The organism is Sorangium sp. So ce1036 (genome assembly GCF_051369805.1).
Lineage (GTDB): Bacteria > Myxococcota_A > Polyangia > Polyangiales > Polyangiaceae > Sorangium > Sorangium cellulosum_F.
The window spans coordinates 8,755,675-8,779,997 of record NZ_JBBMOX010000001.1 but is presented as its reverse complement, the minus strand read 5'-3'; the positions used below and the strand labels follow the sequence as shown (position 1 = coordinate 8,779,997).

The window sequence follows — 24,323 nt, the reverse complement described above, 5'->3', positions numbered from 1 at the left end:
CGCGCGCCGTCAGTAGCCCCAGGGGTCTCGCCGGCGCTCCGGGTCCCACGGGTCGACGCGGCGGCCCGGGCGCGCGGCGCGCCGGGGTGGCGAGCGCCACTTGTGCCAGCGCTCGTACTCGCGCGGGGCGCGGCCCACCATGAAGAGGCGGATCAGGATGAGCCCGGCGACGAACCCCCCGAGGTGCGCGAAGAACGCGACGCCGCCGCTGCGCATGCCGATCGAGCCCAGCCCGTTCAGCAGGTTCACCACGAAGTACTCGAGGATGACGAGCCACGCCGGGAACTCCAGGAACAGGCCGAAGATGAGCCACAGGAGCGGGATCGGGTTCAGCACCGTGATCGGCGATCGCGGGTAGAGCGACCCGTACGCGGCCAGCACGCCCGAGATGGCGCCCGAGGCGCCGACCATCGGGATCGTCGAGCCGGGATCGATGAGGATCTGGGCGCCCGCGGCCGCGATCCCGGACAGCACATAGAACGCCGCGTACCGGAGGCTGCCCAGCGCGTCCTCGACGTTGTCGCCGAAGATCCAGAGGAACAGCATGTTCCCGCCGAGGTGCGCCCACCCCGTCGGATCGTGCAGGAACATGCTGCTGAAGACCGTCCACCAGGTGTCCTCCGGCTCCGCGAGGAGGGTTCCCGGGACGAGGCCCCACGCGAACAGCAGCCGGTCGGGCGGGATTCCGGCCGAGATCACCGATCGCATCCAGAAGAACCCGAGGAGGTTCAGCGCGATCAGCAGGTAATTGACGAGCGGTACCCTGCGGGTGGGCAGTTGGTCGCGGAGGGGCAGCATCCCGGTTTACTTAATCACGCGGGCCCGTGACAGCATCCGCCTGCCTTGATAGACCCGGGCCGATGTCCGAGCTGCGCCTGTACGACACGCTGACCCAGAAGCTCGCCCTGCTCGTCCCGCGCCGGCCCGGCGAGGTCCGCATGTACTGCTGCGGCCCGACGACGTACGACGTCGCGCACGTGGGCCACGGCCGCGCCGCGCTCGCTCCGGATATCCTCGCCCGCCACCTGACGGCCCGCGGCCTCCGCGTCGTCTATGCGCGGAACATCACGGACGTCGACGACAAGATCCTGCAGCGGGCGGCCGAGTCCGGCGAGCCCCCCATGGAGCTGTCGGCGCGGATGGCGCGCCTGTACCAGGAGGACATCGCCGCGCTCGGCTGCCTGGAGCCCGAGGTCCAGCCGAAGGTCTCCGAGCACATCCCGGAGGTCGTCGCGCTCGTCGAGCGGCTGATCGAGCGAGGCGCCGCCTACGTCGTGGAGAGGCCCGGCGAGGCGGGCGGCGTCCGCGACGTGTACTACGCGGTCCGCAGCTTTCCCTCGTACGGCAAGCTCTCGAAGCGCAACCTCGACGAGCTGCGGGTCGGCGCGCGCGTCGGCCCGTGCGAGGACAAGCGCGATCCGCTCGATTTCGCGCTCTGGAAGGGGGTCGCCCCCGGCGGGTGGGGCTGGGACAGCCCGTGGGGCAAGGGGCGCCCCGGCTGGCATATCGAGTGCTCGGCCATGGCCGGCCGCTACCTCGGGGCGGGCTTCGACGTCCACTGCGGCGGCATGGATCTCATCTTCCCGCATCACGAGAACGAGATCGCGCAGAGCGAGGCCGCCCACCCGGAGGCCGCGCCGTTCGCCTCGATCTGGATCCACAACGGCTTCGTCAACGTCGACAAGGAGAAGATGGCGAAGTCGCTCGGCAACTTCGTCACGCTCCGCGACGTCTACGCGCGCAACGACCCGGAAGCGCTCCGCTATTTCCTGCTCACGGTCCATTACCGCGGCCCGATCGCGTTCGACACCCACAAGCGGGACGACGGCCGCGTCGTCTTCCCCGGCGTGGTCGAGGCCGAGCGCCGGGTCGACTACCTCTACGCGACGCTCGATCGGCTGTCGGCGCTCCTTGCCGCGGCCGGCGAGGCCGCGGCGGCGGAGCTCCCGGCGAGGCTCCCGAAGGAGCTCGCGCCGCACGCCGCGCTCGCCGACGGCGCCCGCGGCCGCGTCGCCGCCGCGCTCGACGACGACCTCAACACGCCGGTGGCCCTCTCGATCGTCGCCGAGCTCGCCAAGGCCGCGAACGAGCTCGTCGATCTCGCGCAGAAGCGGCGGAAGGACCAGGACGTCGCCCGCGCCGCGCCGCCGCTCGCGCGCCGCCTCGACGCGGCGCTGCGCTCGTCGCTCGACGTCCTCGGCCTGCTGCAGACCCCGCCGTCGGTCTACCTGGCCCGCACGCAGGAGCGGCGCCTCGGGTTGCTCGGCAAGACGCGCCAGGCGATCGAGGCGAAGCTCGCCGAGCGCGCCGAGGCGCGCGCCGCCAAAGACTTCGCGCGGAGCGACGCCATCCGGCGGGAGCTCGAGAGCGAGGGCATCGAGGTCGCCGACGCGCCGACCGGCACGACCTTCCGGGTGAGCGCCTGAAGCGTCTCGCCGGGACGGGCTCCGCGCCGGCGGCCGACCTCGGCACCAGTGGACGAAAACGGCCGGGGGATCTAGGTTCTCGCCCGATGCTGGCCGGCGGCGGCCCGCGTCCCGGACCTGCCCGGCATCGACGGCCTCCACGGCATCCACAAACGATTACGGACGACCATGGCTCGTGATCTCTACTCCGTGCTCGGCGTCTCGCGTGATGCGGACGAGGACACCATCAAGAAGGCGTTCCGCAAGCTCGCGATGAAGTACCACCCGGACAAGAGCCCCGGGAAGGCCAACGAGCAGAAGTTCAAGGAGATCAACCAGGCGCACGAGGTGCTGAGCGACAAGACGAAGCGCGCGCTCTACGACGAGTTCGGGGAGGAGAGCCTGTCGCAGAACTTCGACGCCGAGCGCGCCCGCGCCTACCGCCGCTATGCGAGCGCCCGGTCCGCGGGCGGGGGCCGCGGCGTTCCGGGCGGCTTCGACGTGCAGGAGATCTTCGGCGGCGGCGCCGGCGGCGGCGATTTCGGGGACATCCTCGGCGATCTCTTCGGGCGCGCGCGCGGCGGCGGCGCGGGCCGCCGCGCCCAGACCGTGCGCGGCCGCGGCAGCGATGTCGAGCAGGACCTCACCATCGATTTCGTGTCGGCGGTCCGGGGCACGACGCTCCAGCTCCAGCGCCCCGGCGAGCCGGAGCCGGTGACCGTCCGCGTGCCGCCCGGCGCCGCCGAGGGGAGCCGCCTGCGCATCCGCGGCCAGGGCGCCCCGGGCATCGGCGGCGGCGAGCCCGGCGATCTGCTGCTGAACATCCACGTCACGCCGCACCCCTTTTTCAAGCGCGAGGGCGGCGATCTGCACCTCGACGTCCCGATCACCCTGGGCGAGGCGTACCGGGGCGACAAGATCCGCATCCCCACCCCGGACGGCGAGGTGACGCTCAAGGTCCCGGCGCGCACCCAGACGGGCCAGGTGATCCGGCTGCGCGGCAAGGGCATCGCCCGCAAGGGCAAGGAGCCGGGGGATCTCTACGTGAAGTTCCTGGTGCACGTCCCGACCGTCGACGATCCCGAGGTGGCGAAGGCGATCGAGCTGCTCGACGGGAAGACCGAGGCGCCGCGCGGCGAGCTCCGGTTCTGAGCCCGGGCGCGAGGGCTGCGCTCGATCCCCGAACCGCCATGAAGCGATCGTCCTCGTTCGATCCCCGAGCCTTTCTTGCGGCCGCCGCCGTCGCGCTCTCCGCGTGCGTGGCCCCGGCGCCGGAGTGTCCCGCGCCGCTCGCATCCGCCCCGCCCGCGCCGGCCGCGGTCCAGCCGGCGCCGGCGGCGGTCCAGCCCGCGTCGGCCGCGGTCCAGCCTTCGCCCGCCGGGGCGGACGCGCAGGCGCCCGGCGTCGCGCCCCGTGAGCCGCCTGCGCCGCGCGATCCGCTCGCCCCGGCCGCGCCGGCCGGCGCGCCGCCCGCCGCGGCCGGCGAGGGGGGCGCGCCCCGCGGCCCCGTCGTGGAGATCGACCGGCCCTACAAGCTCGGCCGGCTCGCGGCGCCGCGGGGCCAGGCGGAGGCCGCGGAGCGCGACCGCTGGAACGCCGGGGGCAGGGGAGACCCGCCGGCGCCGCCGCCTCCGGCCGAGGGGCACCCGCTGCCGCGCATCATCGTGGACATCGTCAAGGTCAAGGGGCCGCTCAAGGCGCGCGAGGTGGAGCGCCTCGCCCGGCGACACCTCTGGATTCACGTGTACTCGTGCTACCGGCTGCGCGCGTACAGGGATCCTTCGCTCCACGGCAAGACCACCGTGCGCCTCACGGTGAGCCGCACCGGCAAGGTGACGGCCGCGCGCGCGACGGCCTCCACGCTCTCCGCGCCGGACGTCGCCTCGTGCCTCGCGCAGCGGGCGAAGTCGCTCTCGCTGCCCAGGGCCAGGGCCGGCTCGACCGTCGTGGCCACGATGCAGGTGTATCCGGGCGACGAGCCGGTCGAGCCCCCGCCGTCCGTCCTCGCTCCCGGCCCGGGCGAGCTCGAGCCCGACGCGATCGCCGCCGCCGCGGCCGAGGCGCTGCCCGCGTGGCGGGCGTGCTACGAGGCGGCCCTCGCGTCCGCGCCGGCGCTCTGGGGCCGCCTCGCCATCCGCTTTCATGTGACCGAGCGCGGCGCCATCGACGAGGCGTTCGAGGTCGAGTCGCACTTCCCGGACGAACGCATGACCCGCTGCGTGCTCCGTCGCGCGCGCGCGCTCACGTTCCCTGCGCCGGAGGGCGGCGATCTGCGCTTCGTTGTCCCGCTCCGTTTTTCGCCCGACGCGCACGGCCTGGAGCCCTAGCGGTCAGCAACGGAGCTCACCCGCGCGCGCTCCCCCGCGCCTCATGCAGTGCGAACGCTCACAGCGCATCGACGCGCGAGGCGAGCGCCCGGGAGATCCACGCCGCCACGAATTGCGGTCGTCTTCTCCAGGTGCAACTTTACGGTGGGGGAGGAGGCTCAGGGAATGGAGATCTCACCGGGCACCATCGTTGGGGGGAAGTATCAGCTCGAGAGGGAGCTCGTGCGTCCTGGCGCGCGGATCGCCCGCGATCGCGGCTCGGTCTGGGTCGCGCGCGCGCTGCCGCGGGGCGGGCACGTGGCCCTGAAGCGCTTCGACCCCGACCACGCCGGCGCCGCGGGAGATCTGCACCGGATCGAGCGCGGGGTGCGCGCCGCCGCCGGGCTCCCGTCGCAGCACGTCGTGCGCGTGCACGACCACGGCGTCGAGGACGGCGCGGTGCACGTGGTGATGGACCTGCTCCACGGCGAGGATCTCGCGACGCGCATGCTCCGGCGCAGCCGGCTGCCGCTCCAGGAGGCCGCGCGCATCGCCGAGCACGCCGGGGACGCCCTGCAGCGCGCCCACGAGGCGGGGCTCCTCCACCGGAGCCTCCGGCCGGAGAGCCTCTTCCTCGCGCGGGACGGCGACGACGAGATCGTGAAGGTGCTCGATCTCGGCCTCCCGAGGGCGGCCGCGCCGCGGCTCGTGGGCGAGATCGCGGCCGAGGTGAGCGCGAGCTCGCTCCATTACTTCAGCCCCGAGCAGATCCGGTCGGAACGGAGCCTGGATGCGCAGACCGATCTCTGGTCGCTCGCCGCGATCCTGTTCCGCGTGATCACCGGCCATCTCCCGTTCCCCGGCGACATCGCGAGCGTCGTGGCCTCGAAGATCCTGCTCGCCCCGGTCCCGTCGGCGACGCGGTTCGTGCCGAGGTTGCCGGCCGCGCTGGACGGCTTCTTCGAGAAGGCGTTCGCGCGCGACCGGTCGCGGCGATTCCGGTCGGTGGAAGAGATGGTGGGGGCGCTCCTCCCGATCGCGGATCTCGCGCCGCCTCCCTCGTCTGGCCTGCTGCGGCCGCCGGCGTCCGTGCGCGGCCCGGCGATGGAGCCCGCGCGGGCCTCGAGCGCGGCGCTCGCGCGGGCGAGGGCGAGGGCGGCGGCCGGCGGCGCGGGCGGGCCGGCGGGGGCCGGCCTCGAGCGGCTGGGCGAGGTCCGGGGGATGGCGGACACGCTGCTCGGCGCGGAGAAGCCCGGCGTGCTGCGCGGGACCGGCGCGCCGCCCGCGAGCGGGCGCTGGCTCTTCCCGGCCGGCCTCGCCGCGGTGCTCGGCGTGGTGGTGCTCGTGACCGTGGCGCGGATGACGCGCCCGGCGCCGGCGGCGGAGAGCGGCGCCCGCGCGGCCGTGCTCTCGTCGCTCGCCGCGGGCCGCGCCCACATGGCGCGCCCCGCGCCCGCGGCCGCATCTCCGGCGGCCCTCCGGCGGGCCCCCCTCGCGCGCCCCGAGCTCAGCGCCCGCGCGGCCTCGGCGCCCGCGTCCGCGCAGCCTCGCCCGGCGCGTTCGAGCTCCTCCGCGGGGGCCGTCCCCCACGGGGCGCGGCTGCACCAGGCGCTCGCGAGCGACTGATCCGGCCGCCGGCGTTGCGGTTCAGGACGACGCCTTCTCGGCGGCGGCCCTCTTCTCCTCGGCGGCGTCGCGCTCCCTGCGCGCCTCGTGCGCCGCGCGGATCGCCGAGAGCGGGGCGCGGGCGTCGCGGCGCGTCCGCTCGGCTTCGGCGCGGGGCTCGCTCTCGTTCCCGATGCGCGCGCCGCTCATCACCTCGAAGTAGCCGTCCTCCAGCCAGACGGCCCCGAGCGTGTGCGCCATCTCCGCGCCCTCCGCCCCGAAGTACCCGACCGCGCCGCCGTAGATCCGCCGCGGGCCGGCCTCGAGGCGGCGGGCGATGGCGGTCGCGCGCGCCGCGGGCGCGCCGACGGCGGTCGCGGCCGGGAGGGCGGCGCGCATCGCCGCGACGGGCGACGCGTCGTCGGGGCGCGACCCGGCCCCGGGGCCTCGCTCGACGCGGACGAGCGTCTCGCCCGACGCGCCCGCGATCGTGAGCCCCGGCGCGAACGGCGACTCCGCGAAGTCGAGGAAGTAGAGGTGCGGCGACGGCGCGAGCAGCCGCAGCGCGCGGTACACGTCGAAGGGATCCGCGCCCCGGAGCGGCGCGCGGAAGCCGCGGGCGAGCACGACCTCGCTCGCCTCGCCGGCCGCGACGCGCTCGCGCGCGGCGGCCACCTTCGCGGCGAAGACCTCGTCCGTCATCGCCGCCTCGAGGTGCTCGGGCAGCGCCTCCGGATCGGGCGCGGACAGGCTCCGCAGCTCCGGCCCGTGGGCCAGCTCCCACGCGCAGCGGTTCACGGCGCCCTGCGACGCGCCGGCGAGGGTCATCGTCTGCGCCGCGTGGTCGAACACGACCACGGTCGCGTCCTTCATGACCCGCCCGAGGTACGGCTCGCTGGGCCACGGCTCGACGCCGAGGATCTGGTGGATCGCGTCGTAACAGAGGAAGCCGACCCAGGCCTGGCTGACGCGGGCGGCCAGGTCGCTCGGCGTCTCCGGCGCCTCGAGCTGGGCCAGGTCCTCGGCCAGCGCCGCGAACGGGTCGAACCCGCTCGGGAGCAGGCTCTCGGAGCGCGCCCGGTACCCGAGGATCGTGTGGCGGCCCCAGCGCTCGTCGGAGGCGGCGGACTCGAACAGGAACGACGACCGGCCGGGCGACTGGGCGCGGAGCGCGGCGTACGCGCGGACGGGCGTCACGTGATCGGCGGGCAGGGTGCGGGTCACGAGGGGGCTCATCGCGGCGCAGAGTACACGACGTTGCGGCGTCCAGCGAAGGAGGGCAAGGTAGGCCCGAGATCACGATGCGAAGCGCGCTTGCCCTCACGTCGGTGCTCTGTCTGGCCGCCTGCGGCGGCGCGCGGCCCGCGCCGGAGGGCGCGCGCACCACGGTCGTCTCCCTCCGGAAGATCGACTGCGAGGCGTGCGGCGCCGAGCTCGTCGCGGATCTGCGCGAGCGCCCCGGCGTGTACGCGGCCTCGTTCGACAGGCGCCGCGCCGAGATCGTGGTCACCGCGTCGCCGTCGTTCGACGTCACCGGCACCGTGAAGCAGCTCGCCGCCGACGAGGGGTTCGAGGCGGTGATCGGCGCCGGCAAGGGGCATTACGCCGGCTGGGCGACGTTCCCCGAGGGGGCGGACGCGCGGACGATCGCGGAGGGCGGCGCGGACATCCCCGATCTGGGCGTGCACGTCGTGAAGGGCAAGGTCACGGTCATCGACTTCTCGGCCCGCTGGTGCCTCCCGTGCCGCAAGCTGGACGCGCACATGGCCGGGGTGCTCGGGGCGCAGGGGGACGTGGCGTATCGCAGGCTCGACATCGGCGACTGGGACACCCCGCTCGCCCGGCGGTACCTGACGCAGGTGCCGCGGCTGCCCTACGTGATCGTCTACGGCACGAGCGGCGCGCAGGTGGACGCGATCGCCGGCCTGTCGACCGAGGCGCTCGACGCGGCGATCGAGCGCGCTCGCGGGCGCTGACGGCGGCGGCGCGGGCGCTCGCGCGGCGCGCGCCTCTCGGCGTGGGGGCCGTGGGGGCGGGGGCGGGGGCGTGGAGGGCATGCCCGCGGAGCGCCGCGCGCGCGGCTGACCCGGCATCGCCGCGCGCCGATCAGTAATGGCCGAAGAGATCCTGGATCCGTGACTCGAGGGCGACCGCGATCTTGTAGAGCGACGAGATGGACGCCGACGACTCGGCGCGCTCGATCTGCGAGAGCAGCGAGACGCTGAGCCCGGTGCGGCGCGCCATCTGCTTGAGCGTGAGGTCCTTGTCCTTGCGGAGGTTCCTGATCGTGTCGCCGATGACCCGGTGGAGCTGCTCCTCGGGCGTCCGCGCGAGGCCTTTCTTGCGCATCACCCGGGCGAGCACCTCGCGGAACTCGTCGACGTTGAACGGCTTCTTGATGTAGTCGACCGCGTCGAGCTTCATGGACGCGACGGCGCTCTCGAGGTTGGGGAAGCCGGTGAAGATGACGACCGCGATGTCGTTGTCGACCTTGCGAATGCGCTTGAGCACCTCGATGCCGTCGAGCTTCGGCATCATCAGGTCGAGGATGATGAGGTGGTAGCCGCCCGTGCGGACCTCCTCTTCCACGGTCGTGGGATCGCCCAGCGTCTTGACCTGATAGCCGTCACGCTCGAGCAGGGTCTGCATGTAGTCACAGATCGCCCGGTCGTCGTCGACGATCAGAATGCGCACAGCGGGAAGCTCAATTGCCACCTGTTCCTCCTCTCACGACCGTCGAAGCCGGTCGCCATGATCCGATCCGGAGGGGCCCGCCTGGACGGCCCCCCTGCCCGACATCGCGCGCGCGGAGAGCACAAGGTCTTCACCGGCGCTCCAGGAGCCTTGCTCGCTGCTACTTCCTCTCGGCAACATCGGGATTCCAGTGACACTTTAACACGGCCTGAGCAAGGAAAGCTCGCGGGTTTTTTCTTGCGATCCGCCGATTCTTGGCTTCGTGAAACGTCCGGGGCGCCGGGGTGCGAGGCGTCACAGGTCCGGAAGTTTGTCGCATTTCGCGGACTTCGGCGCGGGGTGGGGTATCCGGGATCGGGCGGAGGGCGGTGGGGGCGGGAGGGGTGGCGAGGCGGGGTGGGGCATGGACGTACGCGTCCGTCATGATTTCGTCTTGACAAGGGGCTCGCTCTTAGCGATGGTGCGCGCCCGCGGTTCGGCGGGCGTTGCTCTCGCAGCAGCGTGTACGGGGCGTAGCGCAGCCTGGTAGCGCACTCGGTTCGGGACCGAGGAGTCGGAGGTTCAAATCCTCTCGCCCCGACCAGCACATCTGGGATTCCACGAAGGGCGGCCTGATGGCCGCCCTTCGTCGTTTGGGCTCGCTCTCCTCCCGTTCGCCACCCCCGCGAGCCGTTCACGAGACCGTCAACGTGGTCGCGGACGTGGTCGTGGTCGTAGACGTGGGCGCCCCGGCGCTACCCCGTGCGGCCCGCCAGGTTGGCGATCACCGCGGCGAGCTCCGAGGCCTCGATCGGCTTCGGCACATGCGACTGAAACCCCGCCAGCAGCGCCCTCGTGCGGTCCTGCGCGCTCGCGTACGCCGTCAGCGCCGCCGCCGGGATCCGCCCCCCCCGCTCCGGGCTCTGCGCCCGCAGCCGCCGGATCAGGCTGTAACCGTCCTCCCCCGGCATCCCGAGATCGCTCAGAATGACGTCCGGCTTCTCGCGCTCGATCGCCGACAGCGCCTCGTCCACCGTGGCCACCGCCGTGATGCTCGCGCCCTTGCGCTCCAGCACCGTCGTCACGAGCTCCCGTGCGTCCGGCTCGTCGTCGACCATCAGCACGTGGAGCCCCTGCAGCGTCGGCTCCAGCTCCGACGCCCCTCCGCCCTGCAGGCCGTCCAGCTTGCGCAGCGCCGCCATCGCGCCGCGCGGCGCGAGCGGGATGTCCACCGTGAACGTCGCGCCCTTGCCCTCGCCCGCGCTCTCCGCCTGCACCGTGCCGCCGTGGAGCTCGATGAGGTGGCGCGCGATCGCCAGACCGAGCCCGAGGCCGCTGTGCGGCCGCGTGCTCGTGCTGTCCGCCTGCCGGAAGCGATCGAACACGTAAGGCAGAAACTCCGTGGCGATCCCCTGCCCGCTGTCGCGCACCTGGATGCGGGCGGCCGAGTCCGTCCTGGAGAGCTGGATCGAGACCTTGCCGCCGCGCGGCGTGAACTTGATCGCGTTCGACAGGAGGTTCCACACCACCTGCTGCAGCCGCGTCTGGTCGCCCGAGATCGGGCCCGCCGTCGGATCGAGCTGCACGACGAGCTCGATCCCCTTCGCGTCCGCGCCGTGCCGGACCGCGTCGATGGCCGCGTTGATGACCGGCGGCAGGTCGATCATCATCACGTCGAGCCGCAGCTTGCCCGTGATGATGCGCGACGCGTCGAGCAGATCCTCGACGAGCTGCGCCTGGAGCGTGCCGTTGCGCTCGATCGCCTCGAGCGCGCGGAGCTGCGTGTCCGGCTTCAGCGAGCCCTGGCGGAGCATGCGGGCCCAGCCGAGGATCGCGGTGAGCGGCGTCCTGAGCTCGTGCGAGAGCGTGGCGAGGAACTCGTCCTTGGCGCGGTTCACCTGCTGCGACTCGCGGTAGAGCTGGGCGTTGTCGAGCGCGAGCGCGGCGAAGGTGCAGAGCTCCTCCGCGAGCGCGAGATCGTCGATGCCGTAGCGCCGGCTCGCCTCGGTCGACAGCACCGTGATCGCGCCGCGCGTCCGGCCGCGGGCGCGCAGCGGCACGATCATCGCCGACCGGACGCCGAGCTCCCGCAGCAAGGCGAGGTACTCCGGGTCGTGCGCGCCGGACCAGCGCTCGCTCCTGTGCTGGAACGACGAGGCGTGCTGCCACGCCGCGCCGTCGACCTCGGGCAGGAGGAGCGACTCGCCGCGCTGGAGCACCGCGTGCACCGCGCGCGGCACCTCGGGGTCCGCCGGGTAACGGGCCTCGAGCTGCTGCACGAGCGCCTGCCGGGCCGCGCTCGCGTGCAGGCCGGCGAGCCGCGTGAGCGAGCCGTCCGGCTCCACGATGTCCACGATGGCGACGTCGGCGACGTGCGGCACCGCGAGGCGCGAGACGTTGGCCAGCGTGGCGTCGTACTCGAGGCCGGAGAGCGCGAGCTGCCGGCTCGCCTCGCCGATGAAGTAGCGCCGCTTCTCGGCGAGCCGCTTCTCGGTCACGTCGCGGAAGACCAGCACGAGCCCGACGAGCTCGCCCTGCTCGCTCCGGATCGGCGCGCCGCTGGAGTCGATCGCGAGCTCCGAGCCGTCCCGGCGGATGAGCAGCGTCGTGTCGTCGAGCCCGATGATGCCGCCGTGGCGCAGCACCTGGGCGACCGGGTTGTCGAGGTCGTTGCGCGTCTGCTCGGAGATGACCCGGAAGACCTCCGACAGCCGGCGATCCTGCGCCTCCTCGAGCGTCCAGCCGGTCAGCCTCTCGGCCATGGCGTTCATGAAGTCGATGCGCCCGGAGCCGTCGGTCGAGATCACCGCGTCGCCGATGCTCTTCAGCGTCGTCGAGAACTTGGTCCGGCTGACGCGCAGGTCCGCCTCGAGCTGCTTGAACTGCGTGATGTCGGCGAAGATGGACACCGCGCCGAGCATCTCCCCGTCCGGCGAGAGGAGCGGCGCGCAGCTGCCGAGCAGCATCCCGTGCGTGCCGTCGAAGCGCTGGAAGTGGATCTCCTCCGCGGGCACGGTCTCCTTGCGCGAGAGGCACCGCGCCATCGACCAGTCCTCCGCCTCGAAGGGCCGGCCGTCGGGGTGGTACGCGCGGTAGCGGCCCCACCCCTCCACGTTCTCGGCGCTGGAGCTGCCGGCCCAGATGCGCTCGGAGGCGCGGTTCTGGAGGATCAGCTTGCCCTGGGTGTCGGAGACGATGATGCCGTGCGGGCTCTCGCTGAGCAGCGCGTCGAGGAGCCCGCGCTCGTGCCGCGTGATCGCGCGCAGCCGCTCGGCCTCGCGGCGCAGCGCCTCGAGCTCGGTCTCGATCGGCGGCGCCGACGCGGCGAGGGGCGTGAGCTCGAACGAGGCGCTCGCGGCGGGATCGAGGCTCGCGATCGCGCGGTCGATCTCCACGACCGCCGGGCCGATGATGCGTCGCTGCTCGACGGTGCTGGCCGCGTCGTGGAGCAATGCCCGCGCCTGAGCGAGCGCCGCGACGATCGGGGTATCCGAACGCTCGGGCATGGCTTCAAGGGATCCCACGGCCGCCGTACGCGAACAAGATGCTAGGCGGGCGGTCGGACACGGAAAGAACCCCGTGGAGCATAACTTCCTGCTGGACGGACGCTTTTGGTTGGCCGGGGCACTGCCGTGTCCCGGCGGGGTGGCCGGGGCATTGCCGTATCCCGGTGGTTGGCCGGGGCATTGCCGTATCCCGGCGGGGTGGCCGGGGCATTGCCGTGTCCCGGTGGGTGGCCGGAGCGTTGCCGTGCCCCGGCGGGGTGGCCGGGGCACGCCCCGCCCCGGTGGGCGAGGCGGGGCCCGGCCTGCGCGGGAGATCAGCCGCGCGCCGCCTGGACCTGCTTCACGAGCTCGGGCACGGCCGTGAAGAGGTCGGCGACCAGGCCGTAGTCGGCGACCTGGAAGATGGGCGCGTCGGCGTCCTTGTTGATGGCCACGATGACCTTCGAGCCCTTCATGCCGGCGAGGTGCTGGATGGCGCCCGAGATGCCGACGGCGACGTAGAGCGACGGCGCGACGACCTTGCCGGTCTGGCCGACCTGCAGGTCGCTGGCGGCGTAGCCGGCGTCGCACGCGGCGCGGCTCGCGCCGACGGCGGCGCCGAGCACGTCCGCGAGCGGGTCGAGCACCTCGTTGAAGCGCTCCTTGAGGGCGCGGCCGCCGGAGACGACGACCTTCGCCTCGGTGAGCTCGGGGCGCTCGCTCTTCACCTGGTCGAACGAGACGAACTCCACGCGCTCCGCCGCCGCGCCGGACGGCACGACCTGGACCTGCTCGATCGGCGACGCCGCCGCGACGGGCTCCGCGGGGGCGAACGCGCTCTGCCGGACGCTGACGACCTGGACGGGCGTCGTGACGCTGCAGATGCCGTAGGCGTTGCCGGCGTACATCGGGCGCTTGTACTTGAGCGACGACCCCTCGGAGGGGGCCGCGGACGCGGACCCCCGACCCGAGTCAGCCACCAGCTCGGAGATGTCGCTCGCGAACCCGGCCGAGAGCCGCGCGGCCACGCGCGGGAGCAGGTCCTTGCCGTAGGCGCTGGCCGTGCCCACGACGACCGTGAACCCCTTGGCCGCGGCCGCGACGGTGGGCACGTAGCGCTCGGCGACGTAGTTCTTGAGCGCGCCGGCCTCGGCGACGAGCACCTTGGCCGCGCCGAGCCTGGCCGCCTCCGCGGCCGCCTCGGAGACGGCGTCGCCGATCACGAGGATCGAATACGTGCCGCCGAGCGCGGCCGCCGCCTGCTTCGCGAACGTGACCGCGGAGTGGGTCGTCTTCTTCAGCTTTCCTTCGGCGGCCTCGGCCACCACGAGAACGTCAGCCATGATCCCTCTTGCTCCTCGTCAACTGGTGTCGGTCCGCCCCCCGCGCGCGCGGCGGGGAGGCGACCTGCGTTCGCGATCGTCTCAGAGGACCTTCGCCTCGTTCTTGAGCCGCGAGACGAGCTCGGCGACGTCCTTGACCTTGATGCCCGCCTTGCGCGCCGGGGGCGGCTGGAACCCGTGGTACTGGACCTTGAGCGCCTGGTCCGCGGCGAGATCGGCGAGCTTGACCTCGGCGAGCGGCTTCTTCTTGGCGGCCATGATGGCGGGGAGGGCCGCGAAGCGCACGCCGTCGTTGTACTTGAAGGTGGGGGCCGTCTTCATCGAGTAGACGCTGGTCGGCGCGACGATGCGGAGGTCGACGGTGACGACGGCGGGCAGGCGCACGCGCAGCGTGGCGACGCCGCCGTCGACCTCGCGGCCGACGAGCAGGGCGCCGGCCTCTTCCTTGAGGGTCGCGGCGAACGTGGCGAGCGGCCAGTCGAGCAGCTCGGCGAGGATCTGGCCGACCTGGTTCGAGTCGCCGTCGACGGCCTGCTTGCCCATGAGCACGACGTCGGGCTTCTCGCGCTCGACGAGCGACTTGAGGGCGCGGGCCACGAGGTCGCCGTCGAGCTTGTCGTCGGTGGCGTCCACGCGGAGGGCGCGGTCGGCGCCGGTGGCGAGCGCCGCGCGGAGGGTCTGCTCGGTGTCCTTCGGCCCGAAGGTGACGACGACGACCTCGCCGGCGCGCGCCTTCGGCGCCTTGCCGTCCTCGGTGAGGCGCAGCGCGGCTTCGAGCGCGTACTCGTCGAACGGGTTCGGCTTCCACTCGAGCCCGGTCGTCTCGATTTTGTCCCCCGACGCAGGGATCTTCACCTTGTTCGCGTTGTCCGGATCGGCGACGCGCTTGAGCGGAACGAGGATCTTCACGGCTCGGCTGGCTCCTGGTTGCTGGTGGTGACGCAGAGCGTAGTCCGCCCGGGCAGGGCCGCGCCAGGCGCCTGACGGTCGAACGGACCCATGGGCTGCGGCAGCGGCGAGCCCGGCTGGAGTAGCACGCCCGCGGCGGAGGGATGCGGTCATGGCAGCGCCGCTGTGGTGCGTCAAGCGGACGCGGCGGTCGGCCGGGATGAATGTGGTTCAACGGATGAGGTTGTCTGGTGGAGGGGGAATGGGCAGTGATTGGGTGGGAGGGGGCGTCGGCCAGGGCGCGGAACGGATGCGATCCGTCGCGAGGGGCGGCGGCCGGGGGTCGGCAACGGATGCGATCCGTTGAGAGGGGGTGTCGGTCGGGGGTCGGCGACGGATGCGATCCGTTGAGAGGGGGTATCGATCGGGGGTCGCGACGGATGCGATCCGTTGAGAGGGGGTATCGATCGGGGGTCGCGACGGATGCGATCCGTTGAGAGGGGGTGTCGGTCGGGGGTCGGCGACGGATGCGATCCGTTGAAAGGGGGGTATCGGTCGGGGGTCGGCAACGGATGAGTATCGCCGGGAGGGGTCGCCGCCGGGGGTCGGCAACGGATGAGTATCGCCGGGAGGGGTCGCCGTCGGGGGTCGGCAACGGATGAGTATCGCCGGGAGGGGTCGCCGTCGGGGGTCGGCAACGGATGAGTATCGCCGGGAGGGGTCGCCGCCGGGGGGCGGCAACGGATGAGTATTGCCGGGAGGGGTCGCCGCCGGGGGGCGGCAACGGATCGTGTCCGGTGAGGGCCCTCGGACACCCTCGTGGGGCCATCGAGCGGTGCGCGCCCAGGGCGGCGCGCACCGCGGGGCGATGGCGTCAATTCACCCCGATCCCCGGCGCTGCCGCGTCCGGCGCAGGTGCGCCGGTAGCGGGTGTGCCGGTAGCGGGTGTGCCGGTACCAGGGGCGCCGGTACCAGGGGCGCCGGTAGCGGGGGCGCCGGTCGCGGGGGCGCCGGTCGCGGGTGTGCCGGTCGCGGGTGTGCTGGTAGTGGGCGTACCGGTAGCGGATGTGCCGGTGGCGGGCGCGCCGGCGCTGGACGCGCCCGGCGCGGCGCTGTCCTCCGCGCCGGTCTCCTCGTCCCTGCCGCCGGCGCGCCGGCGCTCCGCCTTGGCCACCTCGCGCTCCAGCGGCGCGAGCAGCCGGCGCGTCATCTCCTCGTCGGGGGCCTCGAGCTCCAGCATCTGGAGCACGCTGCGCACCACCTTGATCCATCGATTGCGCGCCCGGAGCTGCCCGCCGCGAGGATCGGCCGCCTCCGGCCTGTCCTGCGCTTCCAGGTGGATCCGCTGCGCGTCGAGCTTGCCGAGCTCGTCGCCCGCGGCAAACCACGCCTGCACCGCCTTGAGCAGGTTGCTCCCCGGCGTCGGCAGCGCCTTGAGCGTCGCCTTCGACTCCGGCGTCAGCCGGTCGCGCGCGAGCTTCACCTCGCCCGCCTCGTCGCTGTAGCTCGCCGTGATGAACTTGAGCCCGTCCGTGAAGAGCTGATCGCGGATCTCGAGATACCTCGCCGCGTCCTCGGGATCGTCGGCGAGGTCGGCGAAGCCGGTGAGCACCGCGTGGGCGCCGCGGGCCTTGCGGTCGTGGAGCTGGTCGACGGCGACCTGCCGCTGCTGGATCTCCGCGATCTCGTCGGTCTCTTTCTTCTGCTTCCGGTGCGCCTTCAGGATGCCGTCGTGCGCGGCCTCGATGTCTTCGAGGAGCGGGGCGCACCGCTTCAGCGACACGAGGCGCGGCCTCTCGCGCTCCGGGTCGAGCCAGGCGGCGGTGATCTGAACCATCTGTCGAGGAGAGAGGTCTCTGAGAGCCATGGTGCCTCCTTGGTTGTCCTCCGGCGACGCCGCCGGGGAATGCACCATCGGTCAGGCTCTCAAAAGGAAGGTGGATGTGTAAAGCCCTCGCACCGCGGGAGCACGATTACGTCGGCGATACGGCCGCTCGCGCTCTCTGCACCGGTTCCACCAGGTCCACCGGTTGCACCGGCCCGGCTAGCGCTGCTGCGGGAAGTCGGGCCGAGAGGTGAACCACCATGACGCCAAGAGCGCCAAGAAACCAGGGAAGTCGAAGGGGAAAATGGAGGGACAACCCTTCCCCTCTCTCCTTGGCGTCCTTGGCGCCATGGCGGTTCTCCTGCTGATCCGGGGCAACTTCCCGCAGGTGTGCTGGACGATCGAGCACGGCGTTGCGAGGTCGCCAGCCGGCGTGCTCGCATTCGAAATGAGGCCTGGGTCAGGTCCCCTCGCTCGGCGGCGGTCGATCGATATCGCTCGCCCGCAGCTCGCCCCGGAGCCGCTTCCGGAGCTGCTCGTCGAGCCGCTGGGCGTACTTCTCGTGCACGCCGAGCTCCGCGGCGACCTTGGCCCACGAGAGATCGCGCCAGTACCGGAGCTCGATGAGGCGCGCCTCCTGCGCGTCGAGGCCGCGGAGCGCCTTCCCGAGCGCCTCGAACGCCTGGGTGCGCGCCACGGCGTCCTCGGGGTGCGCCCGGAGGTGCTCGCCGGTCTCCGCGACGAACCGCGCGAAGACGACCGCGCGGCACCGGTCCTTGAGCTGGCTCAGGGCGTCGGCGTCGTCATCGCCGAACAGATCGCTCGTGTCGCGCATCGATTCGGCGGCATCGAGCGCGGCGTCGAGGCCGGCGCGCCGGAGCGACGATTCCCGGGTCAAGAGCCTCATGACCGCGCCGGCCACCCGCTTCCATGCATACACGCCGAAGGGGACGCCGCGCGTCGCGTCGTAGCCGGCGCAGGCCTCGAGGAGCGCCTGATAGGCCGTCTGCTCGCAGTCCTCGAGGCCCTGGCGCGTCCGCACACCGTAGACGCGCGCGGTCGTCCGGGCGACATGGCGGGCCATGGGCAGCGCCTCCAGCACGCGCTCCTGATCGGGATGAGGGGGGGACGGAGGACGGCTGCGTGTCACCGCCACCCGCCGAAGGTCCCGTCACCGGGCTCCGCGGCCGCGCCGTCTGCGGCTGTGTCGTCCGCGGCCGCGCCGTCTGCGGCTGTGTCGTCCGCGCCCTCACGGGCGACCACGCCGCTGTCGGACAGGAGGGGAGGTCTGGCCCGCAAGCGATCGTGGAGCGGCGCCGCCGCCGGATGCGTCGTGATGAAGATCGTGAGGAACCTGCGGTAGTCGTCGACCTCGTCCGGGGAGAGCGCCCCGAGGTACGGGCCGAGCGCGTCGTCGAGGCAGGCCGAGAGGAGGGGATCCGCGTCGCCCGTCGTGTCCAGGTCGTCGTGCTCGGGAGCGTCGTGCGTCATGGTGACCTCGCGCAGGGGAGCTCGCGTGCGCTGCGGCGCCCCTTCATTTCTCAAAATCACCGACGGCGGGCCGGTTCGGACAGAGAAAGCGACGCGCCAGGATCCTTGGTCGCGCCACCCCGGAGGTGCGGCGGAGAAGGGCGCGGGTCGGGGGGCGTGTGCCCGGTCCTTCATGGCAGGCAAGTACTTGAATCGAGGTCGCTTTTCAAGGATCGACGTCGCCGGTTCATTTTCTGTGTCCGAACCGGTCCCGTGCTCGTGATTTCCATCCCAGGAGACCCCGCCGGTGGCACGCCGCACGTCCGACAGATCAGCGCCTCTCTGCGATGGAGGGGATGTGCTGGAGGGAACACCGTACCGGGCGCTTTGGGGGCTCGGGGTCGGGGGGATGGGGGAGGTCGTCGAGGCGGAGCACCGCGCGCTCGGGAAGCGGGTCGTGGTGAAGCTGGTCCGCCGCGCGCTGGCGCACGATCCCCGGTTCGCCGACCGGCTTCGGGTCGAGGCGCGGGCGCTCGCGGCGGTCGCGTCGCCGCACGTGGTGGCGGTCCTCGATCTGGGGGAGACGCCGGCGGGCCGGCCCTACTTCGTGATGGAGCGGCTCGAGGGGCGGACGTTGCGGGAGGAGCTCGAGCGGCGCGGCCCGCTGCCGGTGGCCGAGGCGATCGAGCTGACACGGCAGGTGCTTGCCGGGCTGTCGGCGGCGCACCGGGTCGGGCTCGTGCATCGGGACGTGAAGCTCGACAACGTGTTCCTGTGCGCGCCGGGCGCGGCGGCGCCGGGCGGCGCCCGGGTCGCGAAGGTGCTCGATTTCGGCGTCGCCAAGGTGGTACCGGTGGCGGCGGGGTCGTTTTCCGTGGCCGCGCCGGCGTATCCGACCGAGGCCGGGTTGCTCGTCGGGACCCCTCGGACCGCCTCGCCGGAGCAGGCGCGATGCCGGCCGGTGGATGCGCGGACCGACGTGTACGCTGTCGGGTTGCTGATGTATACGCTCCTCGTGGGGCACGGCCCGTTCGCCCATGTCGAGGACGCGCTGGAGCTGCTGCACGCGCATGTCCACGAAGCGCCGGCCCCTCCGTCGCGGTACGCGGCGCAGGGGATCCCGCCGGCGCTGGACGGGGCCGTGCTGAAGGCGCTGGCGAAGCGGGCCGAAGACCGCTTCCAGAGCGCCGAGGCGTTCGCAGAGGAGCTGGGACGGATCGCGGCGGCGCTCGCGGAGGCGGGGGGGAGCGCGGGGGCGGCCGAGGCGGCGCCGGGGTGGGCGAGCGCGAGGCGGAGGGGGGAGGAGCCGGGCGGGGGGGAGGTCGCGGGTGGAGGGGAGGCCGAGAGCGGGTGGGGGCCGGAGAGCCGGGCGTGGTTCGAGGCGGTGCAGGGCGGCGAGGGCGGTGCGGGTGCGGCGAGGGCGGAAGCAGCGGTGGAGGTGGATGCGCGCCTGTTCGCGGGGTTGACGGTGGCGAGCACCATGGTGTTCTCGCTGATCGCGGCGCTCGTGCTGCGCGGGCTGGGGGTGTGGTGATGGCGGGGGGAGCGCTGCAGCCCGGGGATGTGTTCCTGGACTACCGGATCCGAGCGGTGATCGACGCGGGCGGGATGGGTGAAGTGTACGAGGCGGTGGAGGACTACTCGGACGACGTGGTGGCGATCAAGTGCATGTCGCCGCGGCACATGAGGAGAGCGGACTTCGCGAGGCGGTTCCGGCAAGAGTGCAAGTTCTATCCGAAGCTGAAGCATCCCAACATCGTGAGGATGAGGAAGGCCGGGGTGTCGCCGGACGAGGTGGCGTACATCGTGATGGATTACCTCGAGGGGCGCACGCTGAGGAAGCTGCTCAACAAGGCGTACCGGCTGGATTTCCTGAGCGCGATGCACGTGATGCTGCAGGTGGCGGACGCGATGACGTTCGTGCACTCGAAGGGGATATGGCACCGCGACCTGAAGCCCGAGAACATCATGGTGGGCTCGAAGGGGGACGCGAAGGGCCATGTGTGGCTGCTGGACTTCGGGATAGCGAAGTTCGCGGACGGAGGGATGAACACGGACGACCTGCCGGACGTGGGGACGGTGAGGTATCTCTCGCCGGAGCAGGTGAGGTTGCTGTACACGAGCGGGAAGAAGGCAGAGCGCGCGAAGCCGGATGGGCGGACGGATATCTACGCGTTCGGGGCGATTTTCTATGAGGTGCTGACAGGGAAGCACCTGTTTCTGGACGACAGCGTGCCGGCGAGCGCGGAGGAAACGCTGACAGGGCACCTGGTGGCGGCGCCGGAGCCGGTGCACGAGATCGTGCCGGATTGCCCTGAGTACGTGTGGCCCGTGGTGGAGCGGTGCATCGCGATCGACGTGGAGGAGCGGTATCCGAGGTTCGATGAGGTGGCGCGGGACCTGAGGGCGCTGCTGCGGGATACGGTGCCCGCGGGGCACGTGCTGGCGCGGCGGCTGGCGCAGGAGCGGATGAAGGCGGAGCGGCGGGCGGCGTTCGCCGGGGTGGAGATGGGGGACGAGAGCGCGCCGGTGGAGGAGGCGGGCGCGGGCGGCGCGGGCGCGGGCGCGGGTGAGAGGTCGGTGGGCGAGGAGGAGACGGAGGAGGCGAGGGCGCCGGGCGACGGCGGGAGCGAGGGGGGCGAGATGGGGCGAGCGAGCGAGGGTGAGCCGCAGCAGAGGAAGACGCGGCGGGTGGTGCACGGGGAGACGGCGCCGCTGGAGCGGTTCGTGGCGCCGGAGAGCCCGCTGCCGTTCGCGCCGGCATCGCGCGTGCCGCGGGGGCGCGGGGTGGGGTACACCGAGCCGCTGCCGTCGACGCTGCCGCCGCTGCCGGTGAGGGCCGGCGGGGGCGCGGCGCGGCGGGAGGCGACGGCGGTGCTGGGGGGCTCGTGGGCGGAGAGGACGGGGCAACGCGGGGGGCCGCCGCCGATGCCGGAGGCGGGAGGGCAGGTCGCGGTGCCGCCGCCGATGCCGGTGAGGGGTGAGCAGTACGCAGCGCCGCCGCCGATGCCGCCGATGCCGGTGAGGGGCGAGCCGTATGCAGCGCCGCCGCCGATGCCGGTGAGGGGCGAGCAGTACGCGGCGTGGCCGCCGATGCCGGTGATGGAGACACAGCGAGCCGTGGCGCTGCCGCCGGTGGCGGAGAGGGGGCTGCAGCGAGCGGTGACGCCGCCGCCGCTGCCGGTGACGGGCGGGCAGTACGCGGCGGCGCCGCCGGCGATGCCACCGATGCCGGTGACGGGAGGACAGTACGCGGCGGCGCCGCCGATGCCGGTGGTGACAGGGGAGCAGCGAGCAATGCCGCCGCCGATGCCGGTGATGGACATGCAGCGAGCGGCGCTGCGGCCGTTGCCCCAGGTGAGAGCGCAGCACGACGCGGCGACGCCGCCGCTGGCGCAGTTTGCGGCGCAGTCCGCGACGCCGCCGCTGGCGCAGTTTGCGGCGCAGTCCGCGACGCCGCCGCTGCCGATGGCGCCGCTTGCAGGGCCGTACGCGGCGGCGCCGCCGATCGCGGAAGCGCCGACGGCGCCGAGCGCGGTCGCGCCGGCAGGCGGGCCAGCGTCGGGATCGTTGCAGAGAGAGACGCCGAGGACGCCGGCGGCGATGATCGCGCATCCGCGGCGAGCGATGCGGCCGTACCTGCTGGCGCCGCTGATCGCGCTGGGGCTGACGGCGGCGGGCCTGGGCATTGCGCTGGGGATTCGAGCGATGGACGACGCGGCGCCGGAGCCGGAAGCGTTTGTGACCCCGGCCGAGAGCGCGACGGCAAGCGCGGCGTCGGCGTCGGCGGCGGTCGCGCCGGCTCCGCCAGAGGAGACGGTCTCCGCGGCGCCCGCGCCGGAGGCGACCGCGAGCGCCGCGGCAACGAGCACGGCCGAAGCGGCTGCGGAGGTCGAGGTGGCTGCGGAGGTCGAGGCGTCTTCCACGCAGCAGCCGGCGGTGCCGGCGAGGCCCGCGTCGGCGGCTGCGGATGACGCCGAGGAGGTCTACGGAGAGGAGAGCTCCTCGGAGGAGATCTACCCGATGCCGAGGCGGCAGAAGCCGTCGTTCCTGCGGGTGCTATCGGAGGAGAAGAAGAAGGCGGCGCCGGCGAAGCGAGGGAACGCGAAGCCGACGCGCTCGTGTCCTGCGTTCGGGTGCGAGCCGGAGTTCTAGTCGCTGAGGAGCAAGGCAACGACCATGGGCAGCAACAAGGACAGCGACGATATCCGACAGTACCTGCCGGATCTGGACAGCATCCGGCGCGAGGCGGATCCGCACGTTGCGGAGCGGAAGCTGCGGCAGGCGCTCAACAACCCGGAGCTGGATCGGGCGCTGACCGAGATGCAGCAGCAGACGACGACGGGGCAGCCGGTGTTCAAGTCCCAGGTGGTGCGCGCGATGACGCAGCAGCCGGGCGCGATGACGCCGCAGCACGGCGCGGTGCCGCAGCATGGCGCGGTGCCGCAGCATGGCGCGGTGCCGCAGCATGGCGCGGTGCCGCAGCATGGCGCGGTGGCGCAGCACCGCGCGGTGGCGGCGCAGCAGGGCGCGATGGTGCCACAGCACGGCGCGGCACCGCAGCACGGCGCTGCACCGCAGCACAGCGCGACGGCGCCGCATGGTGCAGGGATTCCGCAACGCACGGGGGCGCAGCAGGGCGCGATGGCGCCCAGCCAGTGGGCGGACCGGGGGCTGCCGCCGATCGACAAGTCGTTGCTGCCCTCGTCGTTGCTGCCGCACACGGCGCCGCCGGTCGCGGCACCGAAGCCGCCGGCCGAGGCGAACATGGTCACGAGCGGCCGGCGGGGGATGCCACGGTGGCTGCTCGCCCTGCTCGCGGTGCTCGCGCTGAGCATGCCGTTCGTGACGTGGATGATCGCGCGTCGAGGGGCGCCGGGGGACGAACAGAAGCCAGCGCCGCGGTCGAGCGGGGCGCCGGCGCGGAGCGTGATGGCGCCAGCGCCGCCGGTCGCCTCGGAGCTGCCGACGCCGGCCCCGGCGGAAACGGTCGACGGCGAGCCGTCGGGAGCGCCGGAGCCGGTCGAGCCGAGCCTCGACGACGTCGCGGGCGAGACCGACCCGCCCGCACCTGCGCCGCAAGCGCCGGCGCGGCCGGCGCCGCGCCTCCCGCAGGCGCCGGCCACGCCGGTGCCGGCCGAGCCGCCGCAGAACGAAGACTGGATGGAGTGAAACCGCGTGGAGTCATGATGATGAACTGCCGATCGCTTGCTCTGTTGCTCTCAGCCGCGACCCTGATCGCGGCGCCCGGCGTCGCTGCCGCGCAGCCTGCGGCACCGCAGGAGACGTCTGCCAGCGGCGATGCCGCGAAGCGCGCCGATGCGCTCGTCGACAAGGCCAAACGCCTCTACCTGGGCGGGAAGTACGAAGAAGCGGAAGCGACGCTCATGTCGGCGTGGGAGCTGAACCCGACGTTCGACGTGGCGTACAACCTCGGGAACACGAAATACCAGCTGAAGAAGCACCGAGAAGCGGCGCAGTACCTGTCGTTCGCACTGAGGAACTGGCCGTTGCTGAAGAGCGTGGCGAAGCTGAAGCCGACGGCGGAGCAGCGGCTCGCGGAGTCGCGGTCGCAGGTGGGCGCGGTGACCGTGGCGGTCAGCGCGGTGGGGGCAGAGGTGCTGGTCGACGGCCAGGTCGTGGGTCGGGCGCCGCTGGAGGGAGAGCTGTTTGTCGAGCCGGGCGAGCACCAGGTGGAGGCGAGGCTGCAAGGGTACGCGCCGGCGAGCCAGACGGTGCAGGTGGAGAAGGCGGAGACGGCGAAGGTGGAGCTGGCGATGACGCTGCTGCAGAGCGAGGCGACGGAGGCAGCGCCGGGAGCGAACGCTGGGGCGGGGGAGAGCGCGCCGGCGGCGGGGTCTGGCGCGCTTGTGGCGGAGCAGCCGCCAGTGGCGCCGGTGGAGCCGGCTGCGCCGCCGGAGGAGAGGAACTGGGTGCCGGTGATCGCGCTGGGGGTAGCGAGCGTGGTGGGGCTCGGCGTGGGGCTCGGGACGACGGTGGCGGGGAGCAACGTGCTCGATGATGTCCACGCGCGGAGGCAGGCGATCCGAGACGCTGGAGGACAGTGCACGAAGCCGTCGGCAGCATTCGTCGACGACTGTGCAGAGCTGAGCGGTACCGGAGAGCGAGTGGATATGCTCGGTCATGTGGCTGGCGCCGCGTACGTTGCATCGGGCGTGCTTGCCGCCGCGGCGCTGACCTATGCGTTGTGGCCGCGTGATGAAGCCGGTGCTGCGGGACAGCCGCGCGTGGTTGCCACCGCGCATCCCTTGGGCGCTGGCGTTGTCGTGGTCGGTACGTGGTGAAGGGCTCGGGAGAGGACG

The 24,323-nt window shown here is 72.9% G+C and carries 18 protein-coding genes and 1 tRNA gene; 10 read left to right on the top strand and 9 right to left on the bottom strand.

Annotation, left to right across the window (positions count from 1 at the left end; translation table 11 throughout):
• Nucleotides 1-9: 9 nt before the first annotated feature.
• Nucleotides 10-798 (bottom strand): rhomboid family intramembrane serine protease, encoded by a 789-nt coding sequence (locus WMF31_RS32960; RefSeq protein WP_436605746.1) that lies wholly within the window; start codon nt 796-798, stop codon nt 10-12.
• Nucleotides 799-860: 62 nt separating this feature from the next.
• Between WMF31_RS32960 and cysS the strand changes: the two genes are divergently transcribed.
• The 4 genes from cysS to WMF31_RS32940 all read left to right on the top strand — a co-directional run bounded on the left by cysS (nt 861) and on the right by WMF31_RS32940 (nt 6,337).
• Entirely contained in the window at nt 861-2,426 is a 1,566-nt protein-coding gene (cysS, locus tag WMF31_RS32955; RefSeq protein ID WP_436605745.1) for a cysteine--tRNA ligase, read from the top strand.
• A gap of 168 nt (nt 2,427-2,594) precedes the next feature.
• Complete coding sequence (locus WMF31_RS32950; RefSeq protein ID WP_436605744.1) at nt 2,595-3,557, top strand: DnaJ C-terminal domain-containing protein; 963 nt, start codon at nt 2,595-2,597, stop codon at nt 3,555-3,557.
• Between the two features lie 38 nt (nt 3,558-3,595).
• The gene (locus tag WMF31_RS32945) at nt 3,596-4,732 is read left to right on the top strand and encodes an AgmX/PglI C-terminal domain-containing protein (protein ID WP_436605743.1); all 1,137 of its coding nucleotides are present in this window, start codon (nt 3,596-3,598) and stop codon (nt 4,730-4,732) included.
• A gap of 165 nt (nt 4,733-4,897) precedes the next feature.
• On the top strand, nt 4,898-6,337 hold the full coding sequence (locus tag WMF31_RS32940) for a serine/threonine-protein kinase (RefSeq protein WP_436605742.1): 1,440 nt from the start codon (nt 4,898-4,900) through the stop codon (nt 6,335-6,337).
• 21 nt (nt 6,338-6,358) lie between these two features.
• Here the strand turns inward: WMF31_RS32940 and WMF31_RS32935 are convergent, their stop codons facing one another.
• A complete protein-coding gene (locus tag WMF31_RS32935) occupies nt 6,359-7,552 on the bottom strand; it encodes a chorismate-binding protein (protein WP_436605741.1) in 1,194 nt (397 codons plus the stop codon).
• A 65-nt stretch (nt 7,553-7,617) separates the two neighbouring features.
• Between WMF31_RS32935 and WMF31_RS32930 the strand changes: the two genes are divergently transcribed.
• Nucleotides 7,618-8,292 (top strand): TlpA family protein disulfide reductase, encoded by a 675-nt coding sequence (locus WMF31_RS32930; RefSeq protein ID WP_436605740.1) that lies wholly within the window; start codon nt 7,618-7,620, stop codon nt 8,290-8,292.
• Nucleotides 8,293-8,422: 130 nt separating this feature from the next.
• Here WMF31_RS32930 and WMF31_RS32925 read toward each other — a convergent pair whose 3' ends face one another.
• On the bottom strand, nt 8,423-9,031 hold the full coding sequence (locus WMF31_RS32925) for a response regulator (RefSeq protein WP_012233257.1): 609 nt from the start codon (nt 9,029-9,031) through the stop codon (nt 8,423-8,425).
• Between the two features lie 485 nt (nt 9,032-9,516).
• Here WMF31_RS32925 and WMF31_RS32920 point away from each other — a divergent pair.
• Nucleotides 9,517-9,593 (top strand) — tRNA-Pro (locus tag WMF31_RS32920).
• 151 nt (nt 9,594-9,744) lie between these two features.
• Here WMF31_RS32920 and WMF31_RS32915 read toward each other — a convergent pair.
• The 6 genes from WMF31_RS32915 to WMF31_RS32890 form a co-directional block, all read right to left on the bottom strand.
• On the bottom strand, nt 9,745-12,495 hold the full coding sequence (locus WMF31_RS32915) for an ATP-binding protein (protein WP_436605739.1): 2,751 nt from the start codon (nt 12,493-12,495) through the stop codon (nt 9,745-9,747).
• Between the two features lie 314 nt (nt 12,496-12,809).
• Nucleotides 12,810-13,817, bottom strand: a complete 1,008-nt coding sequence (locus tag WMF31_RS32910; RefSeq protein ID WP_129345301.1) for an electron transfer flavoprotein subunit alpha/FixB family protein — start codon at nt 13,815-13,817, stop codon at nt 12,810-12,812.
• A gap of 81 nt (nt 13,818-13,898) precedes the next feature.
• Complete coding sequence (locus WMF31_RS32905) at nt 13,899-14,726, bottom strand: electron transfer flavoprotein subunit beta/FixA family protein (protein WP_436605738.1); 828 nt, start codon at nt 14,724-14,726, stop codon at nt 13,899-13,901.
• A gap of 853 nt (nt 14,727-15,579) precedes the next feature.
• On the bottom strand, nt 15,580-16,572 hold the full coding sequence (locus WMF31_RS32900) for a hypothetical protein (RefSeq protein ID WP_436605737.1): 993 nt from the start codon (nt 16,570-16,572) through the stop codon (nt 15,580-15,582).
• 418 nt (nt 16,573-16,990) lie between these two features.
• Entirely contained in the window at nt 16,991-17,614 is a 624-nt protein-coding gene (locus WMF31_RS32895; protein ID WP_436605736.1) for a sigma-70 family RNA polymerase sigma factor, read from the bottom strand.
• 62 nt (nt 17,615-17,676) lie between these two features.
• Nucleotides 17,677-18,021 (bottom strand): hypothetical protein, encoded by a 345-nt coding sequence (locus WMF31_RS32890; protein ID WP_436605735.1) that lies wholly within the window; start codon nt 18,019-18,021, stop codon nt 17,677-17,679.
• A 286-nt stretch (nt 18,022-18,307) separates the two neighbouring features.
• On the opposite strand from WMF31_RS32890, the gene WMF31_RS32885 reads away from it, so the two are divergent.
• From WMF31_RS32885 to WMF31_RS32870, 4 genes are read left to right on the top strand one after another with little or no spacing between them, the layout of a single operon-like run.
• On the top strand, nt 18,308-19,534 hold the full coding sequence (locus tag WMF31_RS32885) for a serine/threonine-protein kinase (protein WP_436605734.1): 1,227 nt from the start codon (nt 18,308-18,310) through the stop codon (nt 19,532-19,534).
• Nucleotides 19,534-22,155 carry a protein kinase domain-containing protein gene (locus tag WMF31_RS32880; protein ID WP_436605733.1) on the top strand — a complete coding sequence of 874 codons (2,622 nt, stop codon included), beginning with the start codon at nt 19,534-19,536 and terminating at the stop codon, nt 22,153-22,155. The genes WMF31_RS32885 and WMF31_RS32880 overlap by 1 nt, the downstream gene beginning before the upstream one ends.
• Nucleotides 22,156-22,179: 24 nt before the next feature.
• Nucleotides 22,180-23,172, top strand: coding sequence for a hypothetical protein (locus WMF31_RS32875; protein ID WP_436605732.1), 993 nt, complete (start codon nt 22,180-22,182; stop codon nt 23,170-23,172).
• 14 nt (nt 23,173-23,186) lie between these two features.
• On the top strand, nt 23,187-24,305 hold the full coding sequence (locus WMF31_RS32870) for a PEGA domain-containing protein (protein ID WP_436605731.1): 1,119 nt from the start codon (nt 23,187-23,189) through the stop codon (nt 24,303-24,305).
• Nucleotides 24,306-24,323: the final 18 nt, after the last annotated feature.

Excerpts from the sequence above, each read along its gene's own strand:
- WMF31_RS32960 (WP_436605746.1), bottom strand. The coding sequence starts at position 798 with ATGCTGCCCCTCCGCGACCAACTGCCCACCCGCAGGGTACCGCTCGTC.
- cysS (WP_436605745.1), top strand. The coding sequence starts at position 861 with ATGTCCGAGCTGCGCCTGTACGACACGCTGACCCAGAAGCTCGCCCTG.
- WMF31_RS32950 (WP_436605744.1), top strand. The coding sequence starts at position 2,595 with ATGGCTCGTGATCTCTACTCCGTGCTCGGCGTCTCGCGTGATGCGGAC.
- WMF31_RS32945 (WP_436605743.1), top strand. The coding sequence starts at position 3,596 with ATGAAGCGATCGTCCTCGTTCGATCCCCGAGCCTTTCTTGCGGCCGCC.
- WMF31_RS32940 (WP_436605742.1), top strand. The coding sequence starts at position 4,898 with ATGGAGATCTCACCGGGCACCATCGTTGGGGGGAAGTATCAGCTCGAG.
- WMF31_RS32935 (WP_436605741.1), bottom strand. The coding sequence starts at position 7,552 with ATGAGCCCCCTCGTGACCCGCACCCTGCCCGCCGATCACGTGACGCCC.
- WMF31_RS32930 (WP_436605740.1), top strand. The coding sequence starts at position 7,618 with ATGCGAAGCGCGCTTGCCCTCACGTCGGTGCTCTGTCTGGCCGCCTGC.
- WMF31_RS32915 (WP_436605739.1), bottom strand. The coding sequence starts at position 12,495 with ATGCCCGAGCGTTCGGATACCCCGATCGTCGCGGCGCTCGCTCAGGCG.
- WMF31_RS32910 (WP_129345301.1), bottom strand. The coding sequence starts at position 13,817 with ATGGCTGACGTTCTCGTGGTGGCCGAGGCCGCCGAAGGAAAGCTGAAG.
- WMF31_RS32900 (WP_436605737.1), bottom strand. The coding sequence starts at position 16,572 with ATGGCTCTCAGAGACCTCTCTCCTCGACAGATGGTTCAGATCACCGCC.
- WMF31_RS32895 (WP_436605736.1), bottom strand. The coding sequence starts at position 17,614 with ATGGCCCGCCATGTCGCCCGGACGACCGCGCGCGTCTACGGTGTGCGG.
- WMF31_RS32890 (WP_436605735.1), bottom strand. The coding sequence starts at position 18,021 with ATGACGCACGACGCTCCCGAGCACGACGACCTGGACACGACGGGCGAC.
- WMF31_RS32880 (WP_436605733.1), top strand. The coding sequence starts at position 19,534 with ATGGCGGGGGGAGCGCTGCAGCCCGGGGATGTGTTCCTGGACTACCGG.
- WMF31_RS32875 (WP_436605732.1), top strand. The coding sequence starts at position 22,180 with ATGGGCAGCAACAAGGACAGCGACGATATCCGACAGTACCTGCCGGAT.
- WMF31_RS32870 (WP_436605731.1), top strand. The coding sequence starts at position 23,187 with ATGATGATGAACTGCCGATCGCTTGCTCTGTTGCTCTCAGCCGCGACC.